The organism is Streptomyces sp. NPDC005496, assembly GCF_042872045.1.
Lineage (GTDB): Bacteria > Actinomycetota > Actinomycetes > Streptomycetales > Streptomycetaceae > Streptomyces.
Genome location: NZ_JBIAJQ010000010.1, coordinates 191,764 through 216,775 on the forward strand (window position 1 = coordinate 191,764; position 25,012 = coordinate 216,775).

Below are 25,012 nucleotides of genomic sequence, written 5' to 3' on the forward strand. Positions count from 1 at the left end.
CCGTGACGGTCAGGCGGCGCGCTTCACGTGGCGGACCAGCCACATCAGCAGGGCGTCCAGGTCTGCGGCCGCCGAGAGGACCCGGTCAGCCGCCTCGGGGGTGTGCAGCCACTTCTCACAGCCGAGGGGACGGGCGGCGATCAGCGAACGGTAGCGCAGCAGGTCGGCACGGGGGTGGTTCGCCGGGTAGCCGCGTGGAGGGCGTTTCATCACGTCCCCGGAGATGTCATAGCCCGTCTTCCGCAAGTCCTCGACGATGGCCGACAGTTCGCGGCCGCTCCCCTCCGAGGCCACCGCTTTGCGGAACGCGTCCACCTGGCCGGGGTCGGGATACCACCAGGCGCCCTGGATCCGCAGGCCGTCCAGGGAGAACCGGAGACCGATCTCGATCTTGCGGCCGAGCCGGATCACCGCGCTCTGGTGCTGCCACCACCAGGAGTCGGTGCGGTAGTGCCAGACGGAGAAGTCCTCGTATCGGGGGTCGGCGTCCGCGACCTCGTTGAGCAGGGCGATCATCGGCTGCCGGACCAGGCGTTCGCGGTCCGCGCGACAGCGCTCGCGCATCGCGTGGGTCGGTTCGCCCTGGAGCTGCCACAACACGTCCATGGCCTGCTCCGGCCAGCCGGTGAACTGTCCGCGCATGCGGGAAGGTTAGCCCAGCACCTTCTGCACGCGGAGAGTGCGACGGGCAGGCAGGCGTGATGCCATAGGTGGTGGGGGGTGCTGCGTCGGGCTGGTCGGCGAGTCGGGGGCCGGTGGTCACCAGCGTCGGCGCTGTCCCTTCCGCCACCATCCCTGACGTCATTCCAGCCGTACGCCGCACCCTCTCGGCGCACACATGCCTACGGCGTTCTTCAGCCACCCCCCATCACGGGATCCCGGCGGTCGTCCGCGCCGTCAGGCGTCGGCGAGGAGGGGGTCGTACGGGGTGCTCGTGCGACGGCCCGACATGAAGGAGAGGAAGTCGCCCACGAAAGCGCTCCGGCCGTAGGCGCCGTCGGTGGTGGTGAGGTCGCGGTGAAAGGCGGTGCGGAAGAGGGTCCGGTATTCGTCCGCGTCGATGCTCCCGTTGCCGTCCTTGTCGGTGGCGTCGAAGAGCACTTCGGCGACGCGGATGAGCGCGGGCCCGGCGAGGGAGGGGACGGCGGCGGCGTACTCGGCGGCGCTGACGCGGCCGTCGCCGTCCGTGTCGAGGGCGGACTGGAGCTCGCGCCACCAGGCGGCGAAGGCGTCGTAGAGGCGGCTCTCCTCGGGTTCGTCGAGATCGAGGCGGGTGGAGAGTTCACGGGCCATGGCGGCGAGGTCGGGCCAGTCGAGGTGGCCGTCGCCGGTCTGGTCCAGCACCTTTTGGAAGAACTCCTCCGCCGAGCGCCGGCCTTCTTCCGAACTCGCCGAAGACGCCGGGTCCCGGTCAGGTTCGCTGGTCAGGGGGGTGAGCAGGCGGAGCAGGGCCGATGCCCGTTTCATGCGGGAGCGCAGGGCGGCGACGGTCCGGGCGCGGGGGTCGTCGCTGTCGGGTGACAGGGAGAGCGTTTCGATGATGGTTTCGGCGTTGATCCAGCCTTCGGGCAGGAAGCGGGCGAGTCCGGCGGCGAGGTAGGCGCCCTGCATGAGGGTCGGGGCGCCGGGCATGTCCGGCAGGCCGGCCCGGCGCCGGTAGGGCTCGGGGAGGGAGGCGACGGTGATCGCGCCGAGCAGCGGGCCGGCGACGGCCCTGCCCGCCGCCCACAGTGTCGGGGCGCCGTCGAGCAGCGCGGGGGCGGGCAGGTGATCGAAGAGCCGGTAGAGGATGACGCGGGCTGCCTCGGTGTTCTCCAGCTCGTTTTCGACGACCCGGTCGAAGTACTGCCAGAAGTCGGTCAGGTTGTCGGGGAGTTCGGCGGCGTCGCCGTCGAGGGCGGCGAGGAAGGAGCGGTACTCGGCGTACATCCGCTCCATGGTGTCCTGGCCCAGTGGCTGGCCGCTGAGCCGGCACATGGTGACGGCGCTCTCGAAAAGCGTGGCGACGACCCAGGCGCGGGCCGGACGGTCCATCGCGTCGTAGGCGCGGCCGCGGGAGTCCGAGCCGCTCATGCGGGCGTGCAGACGGTTGAGCCGGGCGGCCTCCCGTTCGCGTACTGCGGGGTCGGCACCGAACATGCGCCGCATGCTGAGGAAGGTGTTGCGCAGTCGGCGCCAGGGGTGGGCGACGAAGGTGGAGTTGTCGGCGAGGGCGGCGCCGATCTGCGGGTGGGCGGCCTCCAGCACCGTGGCGCGGATCATGGCCAGCGCCCAGCGCGGGTCGTCGAAGAAGGCGCTGAACTGGGACTGCGGGCCGAACAGGGGCGCTTCGTCGTCCGTTGCCGTGGCGTCGATGGTCATGATGGGTCTCCGTTCGTCCGGGGTGGCACGCCACCGAAGCGGCGGTCACGGCTCCGGTAGGTGTGCAGGCAGGCAAGGAAGTCGGGGGCCCGGAAGTCCGGCCAGAGCACCTCGGGGAAGATCCACTCCGCGTAAGCCACCTGCCAGAGCATGAAGTTGGAGATGCGCTGTTCACCGGAGGTGCGGATGACGAGGTCCACATCGGGGGTGTCGGGGAAGGGCAGGTGGTCCGCGAAGAGCTGCTCGGTGACCTCGTCGGCGGGTGTCTTGCTGCGGATCAGCGCTCGTGCGGCCTCGACGATGTCCCGGCGCCCGCCGTGGTCGAAGGCCACGGTCAGCGTCATCCCCCGGTTGTCGGCGGTCAGCACCGCCAAGTCATCGAAGTCCTGGGCCAGTTCACGGGGGATGCGGGGGTCGGTGACTCCGAGGAAGCGGCAGCGGATGTCGCGGGCCAGCAACAGTGGTGCGTGCTTGCGCACGACCCGGCGGACCAGACGCATCAGGTAGTCGACCTCGGCGCCGGGACGGTTCCAGTTCTCGGTGGAGAAGGCGTACAGGCTCAGCCACTGGACGCCGGCGGCCCTGGCTGCCTCGATGATGTCGATGACGGTGCTCTCAGCGGCCCGGTGGCCGGCCGTGCGGGGAAGCGAACGCCGCTGCGCCCAGCGGCCGTTGCCGTCCATCACGCATGCCACGTGCCGCGGCACCGCACGGGTGGGCCCGTGGTTGCGGCGCTGCCCTTCGCCGTAGTGCGTCCCGTTCGACTGCTCCTGCGCCGCGGCGCGGGCACGCGGGACGCCGCGGTCCCTCCCGTCCGGCCCCGTCCCGTGTGGAGCGACACGGTCAGTCGTACCGCGCTCGGTCACGCCCGCCCCGTCCTGCCTCGTCCATGCCCAACGCCCCACCGGAGCGTTCTCCTTCGGGGAGTCTGACAGTGGGAAAACGGCTGGTCGGGCAAATGAGTGACCGTCACCCTTGGCCCATTTGTCCGATCACTCAGGCACACGGGTCCTGTGCCCACTCGGCGGAAGGCACCGGTGGCCGGCCAGGCGCCCGTACAACCATCGGCCGCGGGGGCGGGTCTGCTGTGGCATGCGAAGACTCATCGTCGCCGGCGCCGCGCTGCCGGCCGCCCTCGCGGCCTCCGTCCTGCTGCCCCCGGCCGCCGCCCACGCCCGTACCCCGGCGCCCTCCGCCGACTTCAACGGCGACGGCTACGGCGATCTCGCCGTCTCCGCGCCCGGGGCAGCGATCGACGGGCACATCCTGGCCGGGGCGGTGGTCGTCGCCTACGGCTCGTCCGGCGGGATCAAGTCCTCGCGGACGACGATCGTCAGCCAGAACACACCGCGCGTGCCGGGTGTCGCCGAGGCGTTCGACCGCTTCGGTGCGTCCACCGCGGCCGGGGACTTCAACAAGGACGGCTACACCGACCTGGCGGTCGGCTCTCCCGGCGAGGACGTCCCGCGCGGTGACGACTGGGGCTCGGTCACGGTGCTGTGGGGCAGCCCGACGGGACTGGGCGCGGGCGGCGCGCTGAGCCAGCCGCTGGGCATCGAGCAGACCGGATTCGGCACCGCGGTCACCGCCGGGGACTTCGACGGGGACGGCCATGCCGACATCGCGGCGAGCACGGGCAGCGGCACCCACCTGTGGCTCTACCTCAACCGGAGCACCGGTCAGTCCGGCGAAATGGGCTTCGCACACAGCGACTTCGAGGCGTCGGCGGTGCCCGCCACCGGCACCGGCGTCACCGCGCTCGCCGCCGGGGACGTCGACGGTGACGGCACCGACGACCTGGCCGCCGTCACCAACCCGCTCAGCGGCTCCGGCGGCGCGCTCTACCTCTCCCCCGGAGTCCCGGCGAACCGCCGCGCGGCGGGCGACCTGCCCCCGGCACTCTCCCTCGCCATCGGCGATGTGGACGGCGACGGCCACGGCGACGTCGTGTCCGGACAGCCCTACGGGCGCGAGGAGGTGGAGGGTGCCCGGGACGGCGGCAGCGTGAGCGTGCTGCGGGGCTCGGCGCAGGGCGTCGACGGCCGAGGGGCGGTCGTGATCACGCAGAACACCGCCGGGGTGCCCGGGGTCGTCGAGGAGGGCGACCGCTTCGGCTGGTCCGTCGAGCTCGGCGACGTCAACCGGGACGGACGGGCCGACCTGGCGACCGGCGCCGTCGACGAGGGCGTGGGCCTGACGGGCTTCACCGGCTCCGTCACCGTGCTCCCCGGCTCCGCACGGGGCCTGACCGGAACCGGCTCGTACGCCTTCCACCAGGACACCCCGGGCGTGCCCGGCGTCGCGGAGTCCCGCGACTCCTTCGGCGAGGCCCTGGCGCTGGCCGACACCGACCGCGACGGGCGGCTCGACCTGGCTGTCGGCGCGCCCGGCGAGAACGGCTGGTACGGCGCGCTCACGTCACTGCGCGGCGACGGCGTGCGGATCACCTTCAGCCGCGGGGTCGGCTTCAGCGCGCAGACCGTCGGGCTCGCCACCGGCGAGGACTGGTACCCCGAGTTCGGTGCGCCGGTCAGCGGCTGAGCCCTGACATGGCCGGCTTCCATCCGGTGCTCGGCGCCTGGCCCCGGCGCCGAGCACCGGCGGTGCTCGCTCCCTCGCCACCCGGGCCTGTCCTGCCCGCCCAGTTCTGCTTTTTCCTACTGTGCAGCGTCGCTCTGCGGGCTACCGGCCTTGCGGGGACAGCCGCTTCTTCTCCCAGCGGCGCGCATGACCCGGGGCCCATGTCGGCTTGCTGCCGTTCCGTCGTCGCGTCGCACCCGACCCCGATCGCAGCCTCTTCGCTCTGGCGGGCCTCGACAACCGCAGTGCTGACGAATGAGCCACCCGGTGCACATTGGCCCGCGGCACAGGGCTCAAAACGCATAAGAGCCTGGGCCTTTAGGGACGGTGGTAGCCGACGACCACTTGCTCTCCAGGCTGGTGCTCGACCCTTCGCGCCAGCTGATCGGCGCGCAGTGCTCCGGTGCGCTGGTCCTGGCACGGCTGGGACTGCTGAACGGCATGCCGGTGAGCACGGACGTGAAGAGCCGGCCTTTCGTGGAAGCCTGCGACGTCACGGTGCTCGACACGCCGTTCCACGCCGAGGGGAACATCGCCACGGCGGGTGGCTGCCTGGCGTCCCAGTACCTCGCCACGTGGGTGATGACCCGCACGCTGGGAGAGGGTGCCGTGCGCGACGTCCTGGGCTACGTGGCTCCGGTGGGCGAGAGCCAGGAGACCGTCGAGCGCGCGCTGCGCGCTGTTCACGCCGGCGAGGCCGCACTGCGCTGACACCCCCGGTCGAATCAGCGCACGCGCTCGAAAGTCCGATTCACGAGCTGCGCACGGCCAGGCGGTCCAGCCCCTTGCGGTCGTAGTAGAACGTCATGGCGAACCCGAACAGCAGGGCGAGAGCAACGCCGATTGCGATCATGAACCAGCCTCGGGTCAGACCGGCGTCGGCCCGGGCGTCGAAGTAGAGGATGGACCGCACGCCGTCGCTGAGTTGCCGCATCGGTTCGAACAACGCCAGGAAGCGGTAGAAGTCCGGAACGGCGTGCAGGGGGATCGTGGCGCCCGAGGACGGCAGAGCCAGGGCGATGAAGACGAACATCGACACCACCTGGCCGACCCCGCCGAAGGCCGCGTTGATGGCCTGTACTCCCAGGCCCACAGCCAGGCTCGCGCAGTAGGAGAAGATCCACAGCAACGGCAGGTGCGATGCGTCCATGCCCAGAATCGCGATGGCGGCGATCATCAGCAGGCTGGTGGTCAGAGCGGCGATTCCCGCGGTCATGAGCATCTTCAGCAGCAGCGTCTGCGTGCGGCTGATCGGCACCGTCGGCCGCCGGGTGTGCCAGGGGCCGATCTCGTTGTCCGTGTAACCCAGACTCGCGTCGACCCCGCTGTTGATGATGTTTCCGCCCACGAATGCGGTGAGCACCAGGAGCAGGGTGAAGTAGAAGGCGGTCAGACCAAGGCCACTGTGCCTGCCGATGGGGTGGCCCACCCGAACAGTGACACCGATCGGGTCGCCCAGGAGCGTCCGAGTCGTGGCATCGGCGCCCTGGCCGGAAGCCTGCGACGTCAGCTGCCGCCCGATGGTCTGGGACACCTGATGAGCCGCGCGCTGGGAGATCTGACTGGCCAGGGAGGAACCGAGGCTGCCCAGCCCCGGGTTGGTCAGGACCGTGAGGGCGGGCCGCGCGGTGGCCCGGGAGGTCGTCAGCGCCGCCACCGACGTGCTGAAGCCGGACGGGATCACCAGGGCGCCGTAGACCTTGCCTGATGCCAGTTGGTCCTGCATCTGGGCATGGCTGAGCCGTCGCCACTGCACGGTACCCGCCGGGGTAGCGGCGATGACCGACTGGCGCACTTGCGCGCCCAAGGTCTGTTGCTGTCCGGGGAGCGGCGGCCCTTGGTCGGAGTCGACCAGAGCGATCGGCAGACGGCGCAGGTTCCCGTTCGGATCGAGGATGCCGCCCATGTAGAGCAGCGTCAGGAACAGCGCCACCAGCGCGCACAGGGCGGTCGGGACCAGCCAGAGCTTTCCATGACGTGCGACGGTGACGGCGCGTGCGAGCGGCTGCTTCTGCCCGGAATCCGGCGAGGTCATGGAACTCCAATGGGGACACGTCCTGCGCTGCCTGGGTCCGCCTGCCGGCTCGGCCGTTCGCAGAGCCACACGCTTGCATCGGCTGTCCGCACTCGCGAGGAGACGAGTACCGCAGGCTCTCCGGGGACGGTAACCGTCTGCTGACATGCCGTCACTGAACGACACGGACCGGTGCCGATCGCGGCGGACGGGTCGGCCGGGAGCTGATCTGCATGGGGAGACGGGGCGGTCCTGCGACAAGCGCTGCTCCAGAGCTGGGCTTCTTGCCGGGCGGCAGGAGTGCCGACGAGATTGAGAGTGCCTGGAAATCGGGGGTTCCCGCCACTACGAACCAGCGTCGGCGAAGCGAGCCAGGCACCCGGGAGACGAGCACTGAAGGCCGCGCCGCCGGACCACGATGTCCCCGACCAGGGAGCAGGTCATGCCATCCCTACATTTCCACGTGAACTCTTCGATGAGCCCTGACGAGGTAATGGGCGTGCTGACGAACTTCAGCCCTTCCCGCGTAGAGGATCGATGCCGAGCACTTCCAGGTCCACGAGCGGGGTGAAACCTGGGCGGAGGTGACGGAGGGGAACGACAAGTCGTGGGAACGCGCGCGTTACGAATGGGACCCCTCGGCGAACAAGGTCACCGTCACCACTCGTGACTCGGTGCCCTTCGGCTCGGGGGGCTGGCAGTTCCAGATGACTCCCACCAATAACGGCACCCGCGTCGACGTCAGGCTTGAACGGCACCCCACCTCGTTCAAATCAAAGGTGATGTCCTCGATCATCCCCTTCGCCGGGCCGGTGTTCCGCAAGTCCTTCAAGGAGCCACTGCACACCACGTGATCCCGCCGTTCATGTGCCAGGCTGCGTCAGCCTGGCCGAGCATGCGGTTGATCCAGCTCGGCACCACCCACGCTTTCGTGCGTCGTGGTCGCGATCCGAACTTCTCAACGAACGTGACGACGGTCTTCCCATGTCCGTGACGGCCTGCGCCTTCCGGCGCACCACGGCATCGTCGCCGTGCGAGCAGTTGAACTCTGCGATCAGATCCCGGGCAGCGCCTGCGCGTCCTGCCGCGTCGTGTCCGTCTCGGCGGCCACGGCGGTGGCGGAGAGCAGCGTCGCCCCGGCCAGAACACCCCACAGGGCGCCCGGGCCGTGCGGGGCGAGAGCGGTGATGACCGCCGGGGAGACGGCGAGGCCCAAGCCCGTGGAGAGCTCGAAGCGGGCGAGGACGCGCCCCAGGGCGTGTGCCGGGGCGAGCGTGGTGACCAGCGCCGTGGCGCTGCCGGCGTAGACGATCTCGCCGAGGGTGCAGAGGACCGACACGGCGGTGACGGCCGGGGCCGCCCAGCCGTCATCGAGGCAGGTGGCGGCGATGAAGCCGAGGTAGGACGCGGCGAGCAGCACGCCCGCGCCGGCCAGGACGGCCCGGCGGGGGAAGCGGGACAGCAGGACGGTGAGCGGGACCTGGAGACTGACCACCAGGAGCGTGTTGGTCACGAAGACGGCGGCCGGCCACACCGGGGAGGCGTGCAGATGGGTCACCAGCACCAACGGCAGCGCGATCTCGGGGACGTTGAGGCAGAAGACGTACACCACGTTGGCGGCCAGCAGTGCGCGCATCCGGGGCGCGGGAGCGGTGTCGGTTCCGTTCTCGGCCAGTGGTGCCGGACGTGCCCGCAGGTGGACCGAGCGGGCGAGCGCCGCTGCGGTGAGGTAGGCGATCCCGGTCGCGCCGGCCATCGCCCGCAGCGCGGTGGCGCCGCCCGCAAGGCAGGCGGTCGCGAGGAGTGCGCCCGCGCCTAGGCCCGCGTTGCGCAGGGCGCGGCTCGCCGCGAGGGCGGTGTCGCGCTGCCGGCCGTGGGTGAGCGTGGCCACGAGGGCCGCGTGGGCCGCTGGCCACGCCTGGTTGCCGATGCCCAGGAGGAGGGCCGCCGCCGCGAACAGTCCTGCGTGCCCGGCCGGCGCGGCCAGTAGCAGCGCCACACCCATCGCCCGTACCAGCATCGACGCCGCGACGACGGCACTGCGTGCGCCACCGTCCAGCCATCGGCCGACGGCGGGCATGCACGCCAGGCCGACGACGATGCCGACGGTCATGGTGATTCCGGTGGCCGGGGCGGACAGCCGCAGCACCATCACCCCGTAGAGGAGCAGGAAGGGCCGCAGCAGGCCGGTGCCGAGCGCGTCCACGGCCAGGGCGAAGGCGTAGCGGGGTCCCCCGCAGGCGCGGACGAGGGCGCGTGGCCCGATCGTGGTGGTGGATTCCATGGCGCCACGGTGCGTTCGAACCTGCGGGCCGGGCACGCGGGTTGACGGACATCGTCAACCCGCGTTCACGGCAGGGCCGTTGACCGGGGATGCTGGGCGGGTGACGTTGAGGATCGACATCGGCGGGCTGCCGGCTGGGCGGGTGCGCTTCGCTGCCTCCCCGCTGGCCGAACTGACCGCGATGCTGCACGTGCTGGCCGAGCCGGGGCACCATCCAGAGCATGCCGGCCGGGCCGGGGCCGTCTGGGCAGGGATGCCGTCCGGGCTGTCCGAGCGCCTGCGGGAAGCAGACTTCCTCTGGCGTTCCTCCCAGGCCGACTTCCTGCTGCCCGCCCGGCCTCGGCCCACCCTCGCGGAGGAGCTGGACGACGTGGACCGGATCGACGACGAGGCGTACGTGAGGGCCGCGCTCGTTACCACCTGCGGCAGCAGCCGGGTCCGCTACGGGGCGCCGTCGCCGCTCACCGACGCGAGCGCGCGGGAGCGCGCCCTGGACCTGGCGCAGGCCCGCGGCGTACGGCAGGAGGCCTTCGCGGAACGGCTGCTCGCCGACCCGGGCGCCGTACGGGGGCGCGTGCGCGACACGCTCGAACAGTGCGCCGCCGTCTTCTTCGACGCCGCGTGGGCGGGGGTCGCGGTACGGCTGGCCACCGACCTGCGCGTCAAGAACGACCTGCTCAGGCGTGAGGGTCTGGGCACGGCGCTCGCCTCGGTCTCCGGGGCGGTGGCCCTGGCACCGGACGGGGACTGCATCCTCGTGGACAAGCTCGTGGACAAGTCGACCTCCGCCCACGACAGCGGAGTCACCTTCATACCCAGCGTCTTCGGGAGCCCGCACCTTGCGGTGGTGCACGCGCCGGGATGGCAGCCAGTGGTGCAGTACCCGGTGGCCGAGGCGAGTGCGTCGGAGCCGCTGTCACTGGAGACGGTCACCCTGCGGCTGGAGGCGCTCTCGCACCCCGTGCGCCTGCGGCTGCTGCGCAGCCTGGCCCGCGGCCCGCACACCACCCGCGAGCTGGCCCACGCCTGGGAACTCACCCCGCCGGAGGTGTCCCGGCACCTCGCCGTCCTGCGCCGCGCCGGCCTGCTCACCGGCCGGCGGCGCGGCCGCTACGTCCGCTACACCCTCAACCTGCCCGACCTGACGGCGCTGGGTGCCGACCTGCTGACGGCCGTACTGCGCTGACTCGCCGTCCGACTTCTGCACGGTCACCGTGAAGTAGCCCGTGTGCCCGGCGTCCGCACCGTTGGGGAAGGAACTGGACGGTCGCCGACCAACTCATCTGCGGGGCACCGGGGATTGTGGATGTTCAGCCTGACCCATCAGCAGGAGCGGCAAGTGGGCAAGGGCACTATCCAGCATGCTCCACAGTGCAAGACGGGCTTGGTCGCCGCTGTAGGGCGAGGTGGATGGCACGGGCTGGTCCGGCTCGGTACTACCGAGACTGCTCGAAGCTTTCTGCATCGTCATGCCGTGAGCAACGAGCCGTGGCCCGAGATTCGTGTGAGCTGAATGGGTATCCCGGTTCAACGAGTTCGGCCCGGCTTGTGTGGACCCTGAGTTGGCATCGGCAACGGCATCAGCCGGGAGACGCCGAAGGCCTCACCCTCGACACGGCCCGCCCGTCCCTCTCAGGGGTGCCGTCATACCAGAGGAGGAGGAGCGGGGGGCGTGGTCCGACTCAAGAGGGCCCTTGGAACGGGCACGGGGACTGACGATCCGCGGCCGCGGGGCGGACACGATGAGGTGGTCCCCGATGCCCATCCCATGCCACAGGAGCCCTTCTCGTGACCACCACGCCCACCGCTCACCGCGCCACCGCCGTGGCCGCCCGCGCCACGGACCTGTCCAAGGTGTACGGACAGGGCGAGACCCAGGTGGTCGCGCTCGACCGGGTCACCGTCGACTTCCGGCAGGCCGAGTTCACGGCGATCATGGGCCCCTCCGGGTCCGGCAAGTCCACGCTCATGCACTGCGTGGCCGGCCTGGACACCTTCAGCTCCGGTTCCGTGCGCATCGGCGAGACCGAGCTCGGCTCGCTCAAGGACAAGCAGCTCACCAGGCTGCGCCGGGACAAGATCGGTTTCATCTTCCAGGCGTTCAACCTGCTGCCGACCCTGACCGCGCTGGAGAACATCACGCTCCCCATGGACATCGCGGGCCGCAAGCCCGACAAGGTGTGGCTGCAGAAGGTCATCGACATGGTGGGTCTGCACGACCGGCTCGGTCACCGCCCGACCCAGCTCTCCGGCGGTCAGCAGCAGCGCGTCGCCGTCGCCCGGGCGCTCGCCTCCCAGCCGGACATCATCTTCGGCGACGAGCCGACCGGAAACCTCGACTCCCGGGCGGGTGCCGAGGTGCTGGGCTTCCTGCGCAACTCCGTACGCGAGCTGGGCCAGACCGTCGTCATGGTCACCCACGACCCGGTGGCCGCCGCGTACGCGGACCGGGTGGTCTTCCTCGCCGACGGGCGGATCGTCGACGAGATGATCCACCCTTCCGCGGACGGCGTCCTGGACCGCATGAAGGAGTTCGACGCCAAGGGCCGGACCAGCTGACCATCCGCCGATCCGTCGACCTCCGGCTCTCACCACAGGACTGACAACACACATGTTCCGTACCGCCCTGCGCACCGTGCTCGCGCACAAGGCCAGACTGCTGATGACCGTGCTCGCCGTCATGCTCGGCGTGGCGTTCGTCTCCGGCACCCTGGTCTTCACCGACACCCTCGGCAACGCCTACCGCAACCAGTCGGCCAAGAGTTACGACGACGTCGCCGTCGCCGTCACCACCTACGGCGTCCAGGACGACGGCAAGAAGTCCGGCATCGACAACGCGACCCTGGACAGGATCCGTGGTCTGGACGGCGTCGCCGAGGCCACCGGGCGGGTGTCCGGCTTCGCCGGGGTCGCCGACCAGGACGGCAAGCTGATCGGCAACGGCTGGTCCAACACCGGCGCCAACTACGCCCCGGGCAAGACCGGTAAGAACGCAGCGGATCCGGCGTACACCTTCACCGACGGCTCGGGCCCGGTGAGGGACGACCAGATCGCTCTCGACAAGGACTCCGCGGCCAAGGGCGAGTACGAGGTCGGCGACACCGTGCGGGTCGCCACCAACGGGCCCGTGAAGGAGTACACCCTCGCCGGTGTCTTCACCACCGAGGACGGCGCCGTGAACGCGGGTGGCAGCCTCGTGCTGTTCGACACCGCCGTGGCGCAGAAGCTGTACCTCCAGCCGGGGTACTACCAGGACGTCACCATCGCCGCCGAGCCGGGCGCCTCCGACGCGAAGCTCCTCGACGCCGTCCGGCCGCTGCTGCCGAAGGACTCCGAGGCGCAGACCGGCCGCGAGCTCGCCGACAAGCAGGCGAAGGACATCGAGTCGGGGCTGAGCAGTCTCAACAAGATGCTGCTGGCCTTCGCCGCCATCGCCCTGTTCGTCGGCGTCTTCCTGATCGCCAACACCTTCACCATGCTGGTCGCCCAGCGCACCAAGGAACTCGCCCTGCTGCGGGCCGTCGGCGCCTCCCGCCGGCAGGTCAAGCGCTCGGTGATCCTCGAGGCCATGATCGTCGGCGTGATCGCCTCCGTCGTCGGCTTCGCGCTCGGCATCGGACTCGCCACCGGACTGCGGTCCGCCATGGGCTCGTTCGGCGCCAAGGTCCCGGCCGGACCGCTGATCGTCTCCCCCACCGCGGTCCTCTCCGCCCTCGGCGTCGGTGTTCTGATCACCGTTCTCGCTGCCTGGCTGCCCGCCCGCCGGGCCGCGAAGATCCCGCCGGTGGCGGCCATGGGCAGCGCCCATCTGCCCGCCAGCACCAAGTCGCTGGTCGTGCGCAACACCCTGGGCGGCATCATCACGCTGGGCGGTGCCGCGGCAATCTTCGGCGGCGCCGCCGTCGGCGAGAACACCGGCCGCATGTTCATCGGTGCCGGTGCCTTCCTGGCGCTGATCGGCATCATCGTGCTGATCCCGCTGCTCTCCCGCCCGGTCATCGCGCTCGCCAAGCCGCTGCTGCACCGCGGGTTCGGGGTGTCCGGCAAGCTCGCCGGCAAGAACGCGGTGCGCAACCCGCGCCGTACCGGGGCCACCGCCTCGGCGCTGGCGATCGGTCTCACGCTGGTCACCGGCCTCACCGTCATCGGTGTCACGCTGGGCCAGGCCATCGACAAGATGACCACCGACAACATCCGCGCCGACTACATGGTCACCATGGCGAGCGGCGGGGGCCTGGACAAGTCCGCGCTGAGCGCGCTGAAGAAGGCCGACGGCGTCACCGCGGTCTCCCCGCAGCAGGCCACCTCGGTGAAGGTCAAGGGCACCTACCACTCCGCCTCCGCGGTCACCCCTGGCGACGTGCAGCAGGTCTTCGACCTGAAGCTCCTCTCCGGATCGCTGGACACCCTCGGCAAGGGCGGGATCGCCGTCGCCGAGAAGACCGCCAAGTCCAACGGCTGGAAGGCCGGCGACAAGCTGCCCGTGACGGTCGGCGACGACCAGGGCGGCGGCAGGTCGGCCACGAAGACCATGACGGTCGGCGCGATCTACCAGGACAACGAGTTCCTCTCGCCGGTGGTGGTGCCGACCTCGCTGGTCGCACCCTTCGAGCCCAAGCCGTACATCCCCGAGATCTGGGTGAAGACGGACGGCGGCGCGAGCAAGGCCAACGAGCAGGCGCTCGTGAACGCGCTCGGTGACAACCCGGCCATGAGCGTCATGGACCGCCAGGACATCCGCAACACGTTCGGCGGCATGATCAACACGATGCTGAACATCATGTACGGGCTGCTCGCCATGGCGTTGCTGATCGCGGTGCTCGGCGTCGTCAACACCCTCGCGATGTCCGTCTTCGAACGCCAGCAGGAGATCGGCATGCTGCGGGCGATCGGCCTGGACCGCGGCAAGGTCAAGCGCATGATCCGCCTGGAGGCGGTCATCATCTCCCTCTTCGGCGCGGTGATCGGCGTCGGTCTCGGTACGTTCCTGGCCTGGGCGATCGGCGAGACGATCCGCTCCAGCATCCCGAACTACGCACTGGTCCTGCCGTGGGAGCGGATCGGCATCTTCCTGCTGCTGGCCGGAGTCGTGGGTGTGCTGGCCTCGCTGTGGCCGGCCCGCAGCGCCGCGCGGCTGAACATGCTGACTGCGATCAAGACGGAGTAACGGCACGTACGCGCAAGAGCCCCCGCGACCGGACCGGTCGCGGGGGCTCTTGTGTCTGCCCGGTCAGTGCCAGTCGTGGGTGCGCGGCGCGCGTCCGGTCTCCCTGCTCGGCGGGGTACGCGGCCTGGTTGTTGCCGGTCCGCAGCTCCAACCAGCAATTCGACGCCGCCACTTGCCGGTTGGCGTGGAACTTCCGAGGTCGCCACCATCTTCGTAGGCGACGTGGACTGTGCCTCCGCGAGGCTCAACCCCGGCTTCGCCCACGGGTGTTACTCCCCCACTGTCCACGTCGCATCAGGCCAGGCTCTGATCGCGGACGCGCGGCTTCGCCTTGACGGTGTCGACGGGTGGTGGAGCGCCTCCTGAGCGACCGTCCCGCGAGGCTGTGCCGGGCCCTGACGGGGGCGTGCTGGTCAGGGCTGGAGGGCCGGCTTCAGGACGTTGTGGCACCACTGGCGGAAGCCGGTGGCGGTGGCTGAGGCCGGGTCGCGGGGTTCGGCGTCGTAGATGCCGTTGTTCTGCGCGCCCACCATGTCGGCCATGTCCTGGGCCAGCGAGGGGCTCGCGCCGTGCTGCACCATCTGGGCCTGGAAGTCCGTGAGCGGTACTTGCTGGTAGCGCACCGTGCGGCCCACGGTTTCGGAGATGATCTCGGCCATGGCGTCGGGGGTCAGGTTGTCGGGGCTGACCAGGGGGACGCGGGCCTGGCCGTTCCAGGTGGTGTCCAGCAGAAGGGATGCCGCCGCGGCGGCCACGTCCTGGGTGGCGACGGTCAGCAAGGGCCGGTCCGCGGTGTTCGCCATGGAGAACACGCCCTGCTGGGTGATCTGTTGGGCCTGGCGGAGGATGTTCTCCATGAAGAACGGCAGTGCCAGCGCCCGGTAGTGCACGCCTGTGTTTTCGATCAGCTCGTCCATGTGGAGCGCGGCCGACAGCAGTCCGGCCTCGCCGTTGTAGCCGTGCCCCAGGGAGGTGACGTGCACCATCCGCACACCCCGGCTTGCGGCTTCCTGGGCGGCGGCCCGGGTGAAGTCCAGGTAGTAGCTCTTGGCGGGGCCGGCGTCCTGGAAGCGGGCCGGGGGTACGAGCCAGAACAGGCGATCGGCGCCTTCCAGTGCCTTGGCGATCGTGTCGGGGTCGGCGTGGGAGCCCTCCACCACTTCCGCCTGCGCGTGTATGTGTTCCGGGAGGCGGGAGGCGTCGCGGGCGATCACGCGGACGGCTTCACCGCTGTCCAGGACGCGATGAAGGACCTGTCGGCCGATGTCTCCGGTCGGCGTGGTGATGACGATCATGAGTGCCTCCATGGGTGGCGGGCGACGGCGAACCACAGGGGCGTGCCGGGCGGTCGCTTTCGAGTGAACCCGGCGCAGCGGTGCAGGTGAAGGACCATCTCGGTAGCCATTGATACCCTGGCGGTATGAATGATCTGGAGGTGCGGCAGCTCCGCTACTTCGTCGCGGTCGCGGAGGAACTGCACTTCGGGCGCGCCGCCGGCCGGCTGGGCATGGCGCAGCCTCCCCTGTCGCGGACGATCCGGGATCTTGAGCGACAGCTCGGTGTGACGCTGTTCGAGCGGACCACCCGGCAGGTGAAGCTCACTGGTGCCGGGGAGGTCCTGCTGCGGGATGCCAGGACCGCCCTGGAGGCGGTTACCGCCGCCGCCCACCGGGCCCGGCACGCCGGTAGCGCCTCGCCCCGGTTGCGGATCGCCCTCAAGGCCGACATCGACGGCGGCCTGCTGCCGCAGATCCTGGATGCCTACAGCGCCGACCCCGCGGCCCTGCCGCCCGAACTGGTGCTTGGAGGGTTCGGCGAGCAGCCCCAGGCGCTGCGCGACGGTCTCGCCGATGTCGCGCTGGTGCTCCGCCCCGTGGACGAGCGGGGGCTGGACAGTGAGCCGCTGCTGACCGAGCCGGTCCTGGTCGCTTTGGCGGCCACCGATCCGCTGGCCGCCCGTACCGAGTTGCGCCTGGCCGACCTGTCCGGCCGGAGCCTGCCCGGTGGCGCGCCTGCCGACAGCGGCCGGATGGCGCCGCCCTCGCCCGGGGCGACAAGACCTGCCTCCAACCTGTCGGAGATCTTCAGCCTCGTCGAGACCGGCAGCATCGTGTTCTTCGCGCCCGCGTCAGTTGCCCGGCAGAACCCGCGTCCCGGTATCGCCTACCGGCCGGTCAGCGATCTGCCTGATTGCACCCTGGCCGTCGCGTGGCCTCAGGAGGCCCGTTCCACGGCCGTCGCCGCCTTCGTACGCGCCGCCTGCACGGTCACGGTCGCCCACCACGCACAAGCGGGAGCCCATGTGCAGAGCACGACCGCCTGAGGCCGGCGATGGGCGCCGACACCGGCTGTGGGTCAGGCTGACAACAGCGACTTGGCATGGAGTCACTCAAGGAGTGCCTTGAGGCGGCCATGGCTCGGTGGCCGCGTACGCAAAGGGGCCGGGCGTGGCGGCCGGGATCGGGGGCGCCGGCTCCTGGCGTATCGAGGTCGCGTGCCCGCTTCAGACCTGGTTGAGGCCGCCGTCGACGAAGAGTTCGGTACCGGTGACGAAGCTGCTCTGGTCGCCGGCGAGGAAGAGCGCCGCGGCGGCCGCCTCGTCGGGGCGGCCCATACGGCCCAGCGGTACCTGGCTCGCGAAGAAGCCCCACAGCTTGGCGGCCTCGTCCGCGCCGGGGGCCAGACCCGCGTTGCCGGGGGTCTCGATGGGGCCGGGGACGAGGGTGTTGACACGGATCTTCCGGTGCTTGAGTTCGTTGGCCCAGGTGCGGGAGAACGAACGGATGGCGGCCTTCGAGGCGGCGTAGACGCCGAACGCCTCACCGCCGGAGGTGGCCGCGGTGGAGCCGGTGAGGATCACCGAGGCACCGTCGTTCAGCAGCGGCAGCGCCTTCTGGACGGTGAAGAGGGTGCCTCGCACATTGATGCCGAAGGTGGTGTCGAAGTGCTGCTCGGTGACCTGCTCCAGGGTGGAGAACTCACCGCCGCCCGCGTTGGCGAACAGCACGTCCACGCGTCGTCCCTGATCGGCGACGGCGGCGTAGAGCCGGTCGATGTCGGCCGGGTCGGAGACGTCGCCTCGGACCGCGGTGGCGTTCGGGCCGATCTCGACCAGGGCGGCGTCCAGTGCCTCCTGGCGTCGCCCGGTGATGAAGACGTGCGCTCCTTCGGCGGCGAAGCGCTTGGCGCTGGCCAGTCCGATGCCGCTGTTGCCGCCGGTGATCACGGCGGTCTTTCCGTCGAGCTGTCCCATGATGGGAACTCCAGTTCTATATGGAGGGCCGGGATCGGCCCTTGAAGGTTGACGGTGTCGCCGCCCGGCAGAGCCGGACGGGAGGAGAGGGACACGAGGAGGGGTCGCCGGCGGCATGCCGGTCCGGCCCCGGAGGGTGTGCGCGACGCGAGGGAGCTAGCGCGAGGCGAGGACGTCCTGCAGGACGTCGGCCAGAGTGATCCGCTCCAGCTCGGTGCGGACGGCTTCCTCGACACGGGCGTACACCGGGCGCATCGCGGGCTGGATACCGGAACCGACCGGACAGCCGAGGTTGGGTTCCGAGCGGTGCATGGCGAACAGCGGCGGTGGTTCGATCGCCTCGTACACGTCCCGCAGGGTGATGTCCTCCAGCGGTCTGGCGAGCACCCAGCCGGCGTCGGCGCCGCGTCGCGAGTGGACCAGTCCGGCGTCGCGCATCCGGCCGAGCAGGCGCCGGATCACGACGGGGTTGGTGTTGACGCTGCCCGCGACACCCTCGGACGTCGCCGTTCCGTCGCCGATCCGACGGTGCAGTTCGATCCACGTCAGCGCGTGCGCCGCCACGGTGAGCTGGCTGTTGCCCGCCATGCGATCACCTCCTTGGACGTAACAGTAATTGTTACATCGGGGGTCGTCAAGCGACCGCCGGCGTCACGGCGGGTGAGGACTCCTCGACGCGGGTGACGCGGGCTGCGGCCTCCGCGCTCGCGCCGGTTCGCGGCGGGCGTCCGCCGGAAAGTTGCCGCCCCTCCTGGACCGACGCACCCTGGAAGGGGAGTTCGGCACGGTCTGTCTGGGCGCGAGCCTGGGCGAAGCGACCTGCGCCGGCACAGCGAAGACATGTCGCCCACCACACAAAAGTGACGACCTCCATGACTCCCGGCGGGTTCCGGCTGCCGAGCGCACTGCCGGTCCCCCGTTCCCCTTGGGCCGATCGGCACCAAGGCACTCGTCTTGGGCGTAGAGGACCTCGCCGCAGCGACGCGATCCGCCCGCGTGAGGAACAGAGCGCGGGAGGGAGCGACCAACACCCGGAAAGAGATACCCATGAGCACGGTCACCACCGCGGACGGCACGAGCATCTACTACGTCGACTGGGGGCCGCGGGACGCGAAGCCGCTCGTCTTCCACCACGGCTGGCCGCTGAGCCATGTGGACTGGGACAGCCAGCTGCTGTACTTCCTGTCCAAGGGCTACCGGGTCGTCGCGCACGACCGTCGCGGTCACGGGCGCTCCGGCCAGCCGTCGTCGGGCCATGAGATGGACACCTACGCCGCGGACGTGGCCGCCCTGACCGACGCGCTGAATCTGCGGGACGCCGTGCACATCGGGCACTCCACCGGCGGCGGTGAAGTGGTCCACTACGTGGCGCGTGCGGAGCCCGGGCGCGTCTCCAAAGCGGTGATCGTGTCGGCGGTGCCGCCCGTCATGGTCAAGAAGGACAGCAACCCCGAGGGAACCCCGATCGAGGCGTTCGACGAACTGCGCGCCGGGCTCGCCGCCAACCGCGCCCAGTTCTACATCGACGTGGCGTCCGGGCCCTTCTACGGCTTCAACCGGCCCGGCGCCGAGGTGAACCAGGGGCTGATCGACCGGTGGTGGGCGCAGGGGATGACGGGGGCCGTGAACGCGCACTACGAGTGCATCAAGGCGTTCTCCGAGACGGACTTCACCGAGGACCTGCAGAAGATCGAGCTCCCGGTGCTCGTCATGCACGGCACCGACGACCAGATCGTGCCCTACGCGGACGCGGGACCCAAGAGCGCCGAGATCCTGCGGAACTCGACCTTGAAGACCTACGAGGGGTATCCGCACGGGATGCTGTCCGTGTACCCGGATGTCCTCAACTCCGACATCCTCGACTTCGTCACGGCGTAGCCGGCCGCCTCCGGGCAGGTGCGGGTCCCGCGTGTACGGCGGCCGCGGCGAACTGCCGGGCGCTTACGGCCATCTGATGGTCGAAGGAGCCGTCTGCGTAGGATCCTGGAATGGCCCTGCCCTTCAGCGACATCGACCAGTTCGAGGCGGCGAGGCCGCGCCTCGAAGCCATCGCCTACCGCATGCTCGGCTCGGCGAGTGAGGCGCAGGACGTCGTCCAGGAGAGCTATCTGCGATGGCAGGCCGCCGATACCGCGCGCATCGACGTCCCCCAGGCCTGGCTGACCAAGGTGCTCACCAACCTCTGTCTCAACCAGCTCACATCGGCCCGCGCCCGCCGTGAGACCTACGTCGGTCAATGGCTGCCGGAGCCGTTGCTCGAAGGCGACCCCATGCTGGGCCCGGAGGAGACGGCCGAGCAGCGGGAGTCGGTGTCGTACGCCGTAATGGTCCTGCTGGAGCGGCTCTCGCCCAGGGAGCGCGCGGTGTACGTCCTGAGGGAGGCGTTCGCGTACTCCCACCGCGAGATCGCCGAGATCCTCGATCTCAGCGTGGACGTGAGCCAGCAGACCTACCATCGCGCCAAGAAGCACGTGGCGCAGGGCAGGGCGCGGGGGCCTCTGGGCGGACCTGTGGGTGAGGGCGCTTCCAGCGCCGTCCCCGGCGAGGAGGGGGCCGGTATCGACGCGTCGGCCGCGCGCCGGATCGTGGAGGAGTTCCTCGCCGCTGCGACCAGCGGCAGGATCGAGCCCCTGATCGAACTGCTCACCTCGGACGCCGTCGCGGTCGGAGACGGCGGCGGGAAGGTACCGGCCCGGGCCAGTGCCTGGGAGGGCGCACGCGCGGTGGCGAAGTTCCTGCGCGGGATGTTCAAGCCGGCCAAGGCCAAGCGGGACCTGGTCGGCGGTTCCCCCGACCTGTACGCAATCCGCGCCAACGGCGGGCCCGCGCTCGTCGCGGTGGTCGACGGGCGCGTCTTCGGCATCATGTGCCTGGAGCGGACGCCGGAGGGCATCGTCGCGATCCGCAGCCAGGTCAACCCGGACAAGCTGCAGCGCGCGACGCAGCGCTGGGCGGCCGGCGGCTTCGGCTCTCCCGTGCTGACCGCAGCCCTGTAACCCCTCGTGTGACGCACGTCACGTCTTGCTCCTGTCAGGAATCGGCGGGCTGTCCGGTTCAAGGGGCGTGACCGCGCCAGGGGGTGCGGGAACCGCGCAGACAGGAGCCAAGAGATGCAGCACCGGATCATCGTCCTCGGGGGCGGCTACGCCGGGACGACCGCGGCGGGCCGACTCGCCAAGCGGCTGCGCCGTGAAGACGTCACCATCACCCTCGTCAACGCCGAACCGGACTTCGTGGAGCGGGTCCGGATGCACCAGCTGGCCACGGGCCAGGACCTCAAGGAGCGTCCGCTGCGCGAGATGTTCGCCGGCACGGGCGTGGAGCTGAAGGTCGCACGGGCCACCTCCATCGACGTGGACCGCAAGACGGTGACCGTCGAAGGGGCACAGGGCACGGCGGAGATGCCCTACGACACCCTCGTCTACGCCATCGGCAGCCGCGGCGCCGACCACGGCGTCCCCGGTGTCGCCGAGCATGCGCACCAGATCGCCGGCCGCACCGGCGCGCTCGAACTGCGCGAGCGCCTGGCCCGCCTGGCCCCGGGTGAGGAACTCCTCGTCGTGGGCGGCGGTCTGACCGGCCTGGAGTTCGCTACCGAGGTGGCCGAGGCCCGCCCGGACCTTGGCACCACACTGGCCACGCGCGCGGAGCTGGGCGACTGGCTCTCCCCCAAGGGCCGCGCCCACCTGCGCAAGGTCGTCGACGGGCTCGGGATCCGCGTACTGGAGAACACCGCGGTGACCGCCGTGGAGGCGAACCGGGTCACGACCGAGGACGGCCGGACTCTCTGCGCTGCCGTCACGGTGTGGACCGCGGGCTTCGCCGCCCATCCGATGGCGGCGGCGACCGGTCTCGAACTCGCCGACGACGGCCGCATCATGGTCGACCGGACGATGCGCTCGCTCTCCCACCCGGACGTGTACGCGATCGGTGACGCCGCTCAGGCGATCGGCGCCGGTGACAAACCCTTGCGCATGTCGTGCGCTTCGGGCGTCCCCATGGCCTGGCAGGCCGCCGACGCCATCGCCGCGCGCCTCACCGGCGGCAAGCTGCCGAGCGTGTCACTGAGCTATTTCAACCAGTGCATCTCCCTGGGCCGCAGGCAGGGTCTGATCCAGTTCGTCACCGCCGACGACCAGGCGGTGGACCGCGCCCTGACCGGCCGCTTGGCGGCCCGGTACAAGGAGGTGGTCTGCAAGGGCGCCGCCTGGGGCACCAGCCATCCGACGCTGGGCATGCCGGTACGGCGCCGGCGCGTGGTGGCCGCCGGCCTCCCGTCGAAGGAGACGGAACGGGTGGCGTCCTGACGCACGCGTCATCCGGCACGGCACGGATGTCACGGACTCCCGCGTGGCACCCGTGCCGGCCGGCCGCCGCGTCGTCGCACAGCTGCCTCGGTCATGGCACCTGGCCACAGGACACCGAAGTAGCGGGCGCGGTCGCGGACGGCGGCGCGCTGCCCGGCGCGCGTTCAGCTGTCCGCGTCCGCCGGAGCGTGGCGCAGCCAGGTGTAGTCGACGGGCTGGGCGGCGTTCCAGTCCTTGGCGAGTGCTGGATCCACCGGCACGAACCCGGCACCCAGATAGCACCGGAGGGCCCTGTCGTTGTCCGGGTGCACACGCACGTACACGTCGTCGAAGCCCGCTTCGATCGCTCCCGCCAGCAGGCCCCGTACGAGGTGGCGCCCCAGACCTTCACCGCGTCGTGCGGGTTCCACGATGAGCCGGGCCAGCTCCACCTCGTTCTCCTCGGCATCGAGCCACAGTTCCCCGTAGGCGAGGAGCCTGCCGTCTTCGACGAGCACGTAGGCCCGTACGTCTTCGTCCGTCCGCCACGCAGAAACCGTCTGCTCACGCACGGGGAACTCGCCGCCTCCGCACCACATGACGACTTCCGCCTCGGAGGTCGGCCACCGGGCCACCGAAGCGGCGTCAGCGGGGGCGGAGCGACGAAGATCCATGACGTGTATCCATCCTGGGCCGGGACCGGCTCGGTCTGGTGGCAGCAGTGGTCGCCTGATCCAGGCACCACGCCGGCGAGACTACGTGGGGCGCCCCGCCATTCGCCTCCCGATAAGGGCCCGTGGCTCTTCCCCGGCCGGCGGCGTCAGCAGCCGTCAGCTCTCCGACGCACGCCGCAACGCAGCAGCCGTGTGCGGTCAGGTGGGCTGGCACGCCTGGGTGCGGAGGCGCACGGCTTGCTGGAGAGGGCCGCCACCATGTCGCCAATCCCTGCTTGCGCCGACGGACGATGTCAGGTCCTGTGGGTCACTTGTGCCTGCTCCGGTGCCGGCTGCAAGGGAAGTCACCAATCCCGGTTCGACCGCCTGGAGCCTGCCGGTGCCGTGGGATGCCTGTGTGAAGATCGCGCAGTGAACGATCTACGCTTCCGTCTGGCTCATGACGCTGATCTCGCCGCTCTGGTGCGTCTGCGTGACGACGCTGCTCGCTGGATGCTCGACCGAGGAGTCACTGATCAATGGCGGCCCGGTGAGCTGGGAGAAGACCACTTCCGCAGGACCCTGCTCAAGGGGGAGATATGGCTCGCGGAAGCAGCTGACCGCGTGGTCGGGGCCTGGGAACTCTGGTGGGAGGACGAGGATGCCTGGGGAACGCAACCGCCCACGGCCGGCTACGTACACCGGCTGATGGTGGACCGCGGAAGCGTTCCGCCCGGCACAGGCCGGGAGCTTCTGCGCGTCGCGGAGCGCCGCGTGGCCGAAGCGGGTCGGCTGTTGGTCCGCCTCGACTGCCTCGCCACCAACGAACGCCTGAACGCGTACTACCGCAACGCCGGCTATCAAGTGGCGGGCCACAAGGAAGGCAAGCCGCAGCCGGGCGGCCCGCCCAAGTCGTTCACGCTCCTGGAAAAGCCCGTACAAAATCAGTCCGGGCAGACCGAAGCACGCGCACGTGTCGATACCTGAGGAGCGCCCGTTCGAGAGGTGACGGCAGCCGCAGGATCCACGGCGATTCATGCCTCCGGGAAGGACTCGTTCAAGATCCCGTCCAGCGGGCCACGGGAACGCCTCGGCTGGTGTTCCCGCCCTGGGCTCGACCAGCCTCAGCAAGGCTGAGGACCAGCCGTTATCCCGTGAGAGCGAGATTGTGGAGGCGTGCGATGCGGCCGACCACGACAACGAGTCCACTGTCGGCGTCGATCACGACCTGGTGGTGGTGGAGTACCGATTAGTTCTTGGACTGCTCGGCTACCTCGTGGTCACGGGTGGGAACCAGGGTGCCATCCACGATCAGGACAGAGTCCTTGGAGAACCGGCTCCGCCGCCGCAGAGACATCAGCGGGCCGAGGTGGTCGATCATCCGGTCTGCCGCAGAATTCGAGATGCCGAACAGCAGGGCCAGCTGGCGCATCGTCAAGTTCGGGCGCCAGTAGGCCGCGACCAGCAGCACTCGGTCCTCCAGAGGCAGGCTCCAGGGCCGTCCCCGGCCAACCGCGTCGGCCCCCTCACGCCGCAGCGCGGTCATCAACTTCCCGAAGCAGCGCGGGCTCAGCCCGGAGAACGGGCCTATCCAAGACGGCTCCGACGCCGTGATCACACCAGTCACGCCGTGATCATCCAACTCGGGCCCAGCGGCCCTCAGCGCCGACTGCGCAACAGCGATCCGAGTGCCAAGCCGGTACCCAGGCCGATCAGGGCGCCGGCCGCCGTCCGCCATACGGGCGGCGCTCCTGCGGCAGGCACGTCGGGCGGACTCGGGGGGAGGGCCGAGCGCGTCGGCGGTCCGGCAGCAACAGCGCGAGCGTGCTCCTCGCCCACGATGGCCAGGAAGCGACGACCGATACGGCTTCCTGACGAACTGGCGGTCCATGAGGTGCGGGCCCTGCTCCAGTAGTGCCGGCCGGCCTCTCCGGTGAACATGCCGGACAGCATGTCCCGCAGGAGGGGCTCGCGAATGGTCCCGATCTCGTAACCCATCCACGCGTAGTTCATCATGAGGTCGGCATAGACATGCCGCTTCCGCTCATGGGGATCGGCGATGTCCGTATCGCCCCAGACAGGCTGGTAAAGCGCCATGTCCTCAAGTTCCAGGCGAACCAGTTCAAGGTAGTAGCCGCGAATCCCCTGGACCTGCTCCGCCCTGGCCTGCCGGTTCTGAACAGTCAGCGAACCGGCAACACCGGCCAGCGCGAGCGCCGAGACGATCGCCGACGTGAAGCCGTACGCGGCGCCGATCTGACTCAGCCTGTTCCAGTCCACGCCCTTGGAACCGGCGACGTCCTGCAGCACGAAAGGCGACAACAACAGCGCCGCCAGCACGGCCGCCGCAACTGCGACCAGCCCCAGAGCCCTGCCCACCCGGCGAGCCACTGATGCTCCCGCCGCAGACCGTT

The 25,012-nt window shown here is 70.3% G+C and carries 20 protein-coding genes and 2 pseudogenes; 11 read left to right on the forward strand and 11 right to left on the reverse strand.

Going from position 1 to position 25,012, the window contains the following annotated elements; genetic code table 11:
- Positions 1–9: 9 nt before the first annotated feature.
- The 3 genes from ACFYQQ_RS29025 to uppS form a co-directional block, all read right to left on the reverse strand.
- Positions 10–642, reverse strand: a complete 633-nt coding sequence (locus ACFYQQ_RS29025) for a DUF2461 family protein (protein ID WP_355783067.1) — start codon at positions 640–642, stop codon at positions 10–12.
- Positions 643–897: 255 nt separating this feature from the next.
- A complete protein-coding gene (locus tag ACFYQQ_RS29030; RefSeq protein ID WP_355791868.1) occupies positions 898–2,361 on the reverse strand; it encodes an oxygenase MpaB family protein in 1,464 nt (487 codons plus the stop codon).
- A complete protein-coding gene (uppS, locus tag ACFYQQ_RS29035) occupies positions 2,358–3,068 on the reverse strand; it encodes a polyprenyl diphosphate synthase (RefSeq protein WP_355791870.1) in 711 nt (236 codons plus the stop codon). Before uppS ends, ACFYQQ_RS29030 begins: the two co-directional genes overlap by 4 nt.
- 385 nt (positions 3,069–3,453) lie before the next feature.
- Between uppS and ACFYQQ_RS29040 the strand changes: the two genes are divergently transcribed.
- The gene (locus ACFYQQ_RS29040; protein WP_356240203.1) at positions 3,454–4,902 is read left to right on the forward strand and encodes an FG-GAP-like repeat-containing protein; all 1,449 of its coding nucleotides are present in this window, start codon (positions 3,454–3,456) and stop codon (positions 4,900–4,902) included.
- Between the two features lie 366 nt (positions 4,903–5,268).
- A pseudogene (locus tag ACFYQQ_RS29045) lies at positions 5,269–5,652 on the forward strand (AraC family transcriptional regulator); the annotation flags it as partial.
- Between the two features lie 40 nt (positions 5,653–5,692).
- Here ACFYQQ_RS29045 and ACFYQQ_RS29050 read toward each other — a convergent pair.
- On the reverse strand, positions 5,693–6,976 hold the full coding sequence (locus ACFYQQ_RS29050) for a DUF3533 domain-containing protein (protein ID WP_355793475.1): 1,284 nt from the start codon (positions 6,974–6,976) through the stop codon (positions 5,693–5,695).
- 563 nt (positions 6,977–7,539) lie between these two features.
- Here ACFYQQ_RS29050 and ACFYQQ_RS29055 point away from each other — a divergent pair.
- Positions 7,540–7,809 carry a hypothetical protein gene (locus tag ACFYQQ_RS29055; protein WP_355793477.1) on the forward strand — a complete coding sequence of 90 codons (270 nt, stop codon included), beginning with the start codon at positions 7,540–7,542 and terminating at the stop codon, positions 7,807–7,809.
- A 200-nt stretch (positions 7,810–8,009) separates the two neighbouring features.
- Here the strand turns inward: ACFYQQ_RS29055 and ACFYQQ_RS29060 are convergent, their stop codons facing one another.
- Positions 8,010–9,239, reverse strand: a complete 1,230-nt coding sequence (locus ACFYQQ_RS29060; RefSeq protein ID WP_356240206.1) for an MFS transporter — start codon at positions 9,237–9,239, stop codon at positions 8,010–8,012.
- A gap of 100 nt (positions 9,240–9,339) precedes the next feature.
- Between ACFYQQ_RS29060 and ACFYQQ_RS29065 the strand changes: the two genes are divergently transcribed.
- From ACFYQQ_RS29065 to ACFYQQ_RS29075, 3 genes are all read left to right on the forward strand, one after another.
- The gene (locus ACFYQQ_RS29065; RefSeq protein ID WP_355785515.1) at positions 9,340–10,425 is read left to right on the forward strand and encodes a DUF5937 family protein; all 1,086 of its coding nucleotides are present in this window, start codon (positions 9,340–9,342) and stop codon (positions 10,423–10,425) included.
- 602 nt (positions 10,426–11,027) lie between these two features.
- On the forward strand, positions 11,028–11,798 hold the full coding sequence (locus tag ACFYQQ_RS29070) for an ABC transporter ATP-binding protein (protein WP_356240209.1): 771 nt from the start codon (positions 11,028–11,030) through the stop codon (positions 11,796–11,798).
- 52 nt (positions 11,799–11,850) lie between these two features.
- Positions 11,851–14,406 carry an ABC transporter permease gene (locus ACFYQQ_RS29075; protein ID WP_388905606.1) on the forward strand — a complete coding sequence of 852 codons (2,556 nt, stop codon included), beginning with the start codon at positions 11,851–11,853 and terminating at the stop codon, positions 14,404–14,406.
- Positions 14,407–14,819: 413 nt separating this feature from the next.
- On the opposite strand, the gene ACFYQQ_RS29080 is transcribed toward ACFYQQ_RS29075, so the two are convergent.
- Complete coding sequence (locus tag ACFYQQ_RS29080) at positions 14,820–15,701, reverse strand: NAD(P)H-binding protein (protein WP_355786098.1); 882 nt, start codon at positions 15,699–15,701, stop codon at positions 14,820–14,822.
- A 125-nt stretch (positions 15,702–15,826) separates the two neighbouring features.
- Between ACFYQQ_RS29080 and ACFYQQ_RS29085 the strand changes: the two genes are divergently transcribed.
- The gene (locus tag ACFYQQ_RS29085; RefSeq protein ID WP_355786095.1) at positions 15,827–16,729 is read left to right on the forward strand and encodes a LysR family transcriptional regulator; all 903 of its coding nucleotides are present in this window, start codon (positions 15,827–15,829) and stop codon (positions 16,727–16,729) included.
- 180 nt (positions 16,730–16,909) lie between these two features.
- On the opposite strand, the gene ACFYQQ_RS29090 is transcribed toward ACFYQQ_RS29085, so the two are convergent.
- The gene (locus ACFYQQ_RS29090; protein WP_355786093.1) at positions 16,910–17,659 is read right to left on the reverse strand and encodes an SDR family oxidoreductase; all 750 of its coding nucleotides are present in this window, start codon (positions 17,657–17,659) and stop codon (positions 16,910–16,912) included.
- A gap of 156 nt (positions 17,660–17,815) precedes the next feature.
- Entirely contained in the window at positions 17,816–18,247 is a 432-nt protein-coding gene (locus tag ACFYQQ_RS29095) for an Rrf2 family transcriptional regulator (RefSeq protein WP_355786090.1), read from the reverse strand.
- Positions 18,248–18,706: 459 nt separating this feature from the next.
- Between ACFYQQ_RS29095 and ACFYQQ_RS29100 the strand changes: the two genes are divergently transcribed.
- The 3 genes from ACFYQQ_RS29100 (at position 18,707) to ACFYQQ_RS29110 (ending at position 21,966) form a co-directional block, all read left to right on the forward strand.
- A complete protein-coding gene (locus tag ACFYQQ_RS29100; protein ID WP_355786087.1) occupies positions 18,707–19,537 on the forward strand; it encodes an alpha/beta hydrolase in 831 nt (276 codons plus the stop codon).
- Positions 19,538–19,647: 110 nt separating this feature from the next.
- On the forward strand, positions 19,648–20,655 hold the full coding sequence (locus ACFYQQ_RS29105) for a sigma-70 family RNA polymerase sigma factor (protein ID WP_356240215.1): 1,008 nt from the start codon (positions 19,648–19,650) through the stop codon (positions 20,653–20,655).
- A 114-nt stretch (positions 20,656–20,769) separates the two neighbouring features.
- A complete protein-coding gene (locus ACFYQQ_RS29110; RefSeq protein WP_356240218.1) occupies positions 20,770–21,966 on the forward strand; it encodes an FAD-dependent oxidoreductase in 1,197 nt (398 codons plus the stop codon).
- Between the two features lie 164 nt (positions 21,967–22,130).
- Here the strand turns inward: ACFYQQ_RS29110 and ACFYQQ_RS29115 are convergent, their stop codons facing one another.
- The gene (locus ACFYQQ_RS29115) at positions 22,131–22,619 is read right to left on the reverse strand and encodes a GNAT family N-acetyltransferase (protein WP_355786933.1); all 489 of its coding nucleotides are present in this window, start codon (positions 22,617–22,619) and stop codon (positions 22,131–22,133) included.
- 411 nt (positions 22,620–23,030) lie between these two features.
- Between ACFYQQ_RS29115 and ACFYQQ_RS29120 the strand changes: the two genes are divergently transcribed.
- Positions 23,031–23,585, forward strand: a complete 555-nt coding sequence (locus ACFYQQ_RS29120; RefSeq protein WP_355786936.1) for a GNAT family N-acetyltransferase — start codon at positions 23,031–23,033, stop codon at positions 23,583–23,585.
- Positions 23,586–23,781: 196 nt separating this feature from the next.
- Here the strand turns inward: ACFYQQ_RS29120 and ACFYQQ_RS29125 are convergent.
- Positions 23,782–24,225: pseudogene (locus ACFYQQ_RS29125) on the reverse strand (transposase family protein); the annotation flags it as partial.
- Positions 24,226–24,257: 32 nt separating this feature from the next.
- A complete protein-coding gene (locus ACFYQQ_RS29130; protein WP_355786939.1) occupies positions 24,258–24,977 on the reverse strand; it encodes a DUF6082 family protein in 720 nt (239 codons plus the stop codon).
- Positions 24,978–25,012: the final 35 nt, after the last annotated feature.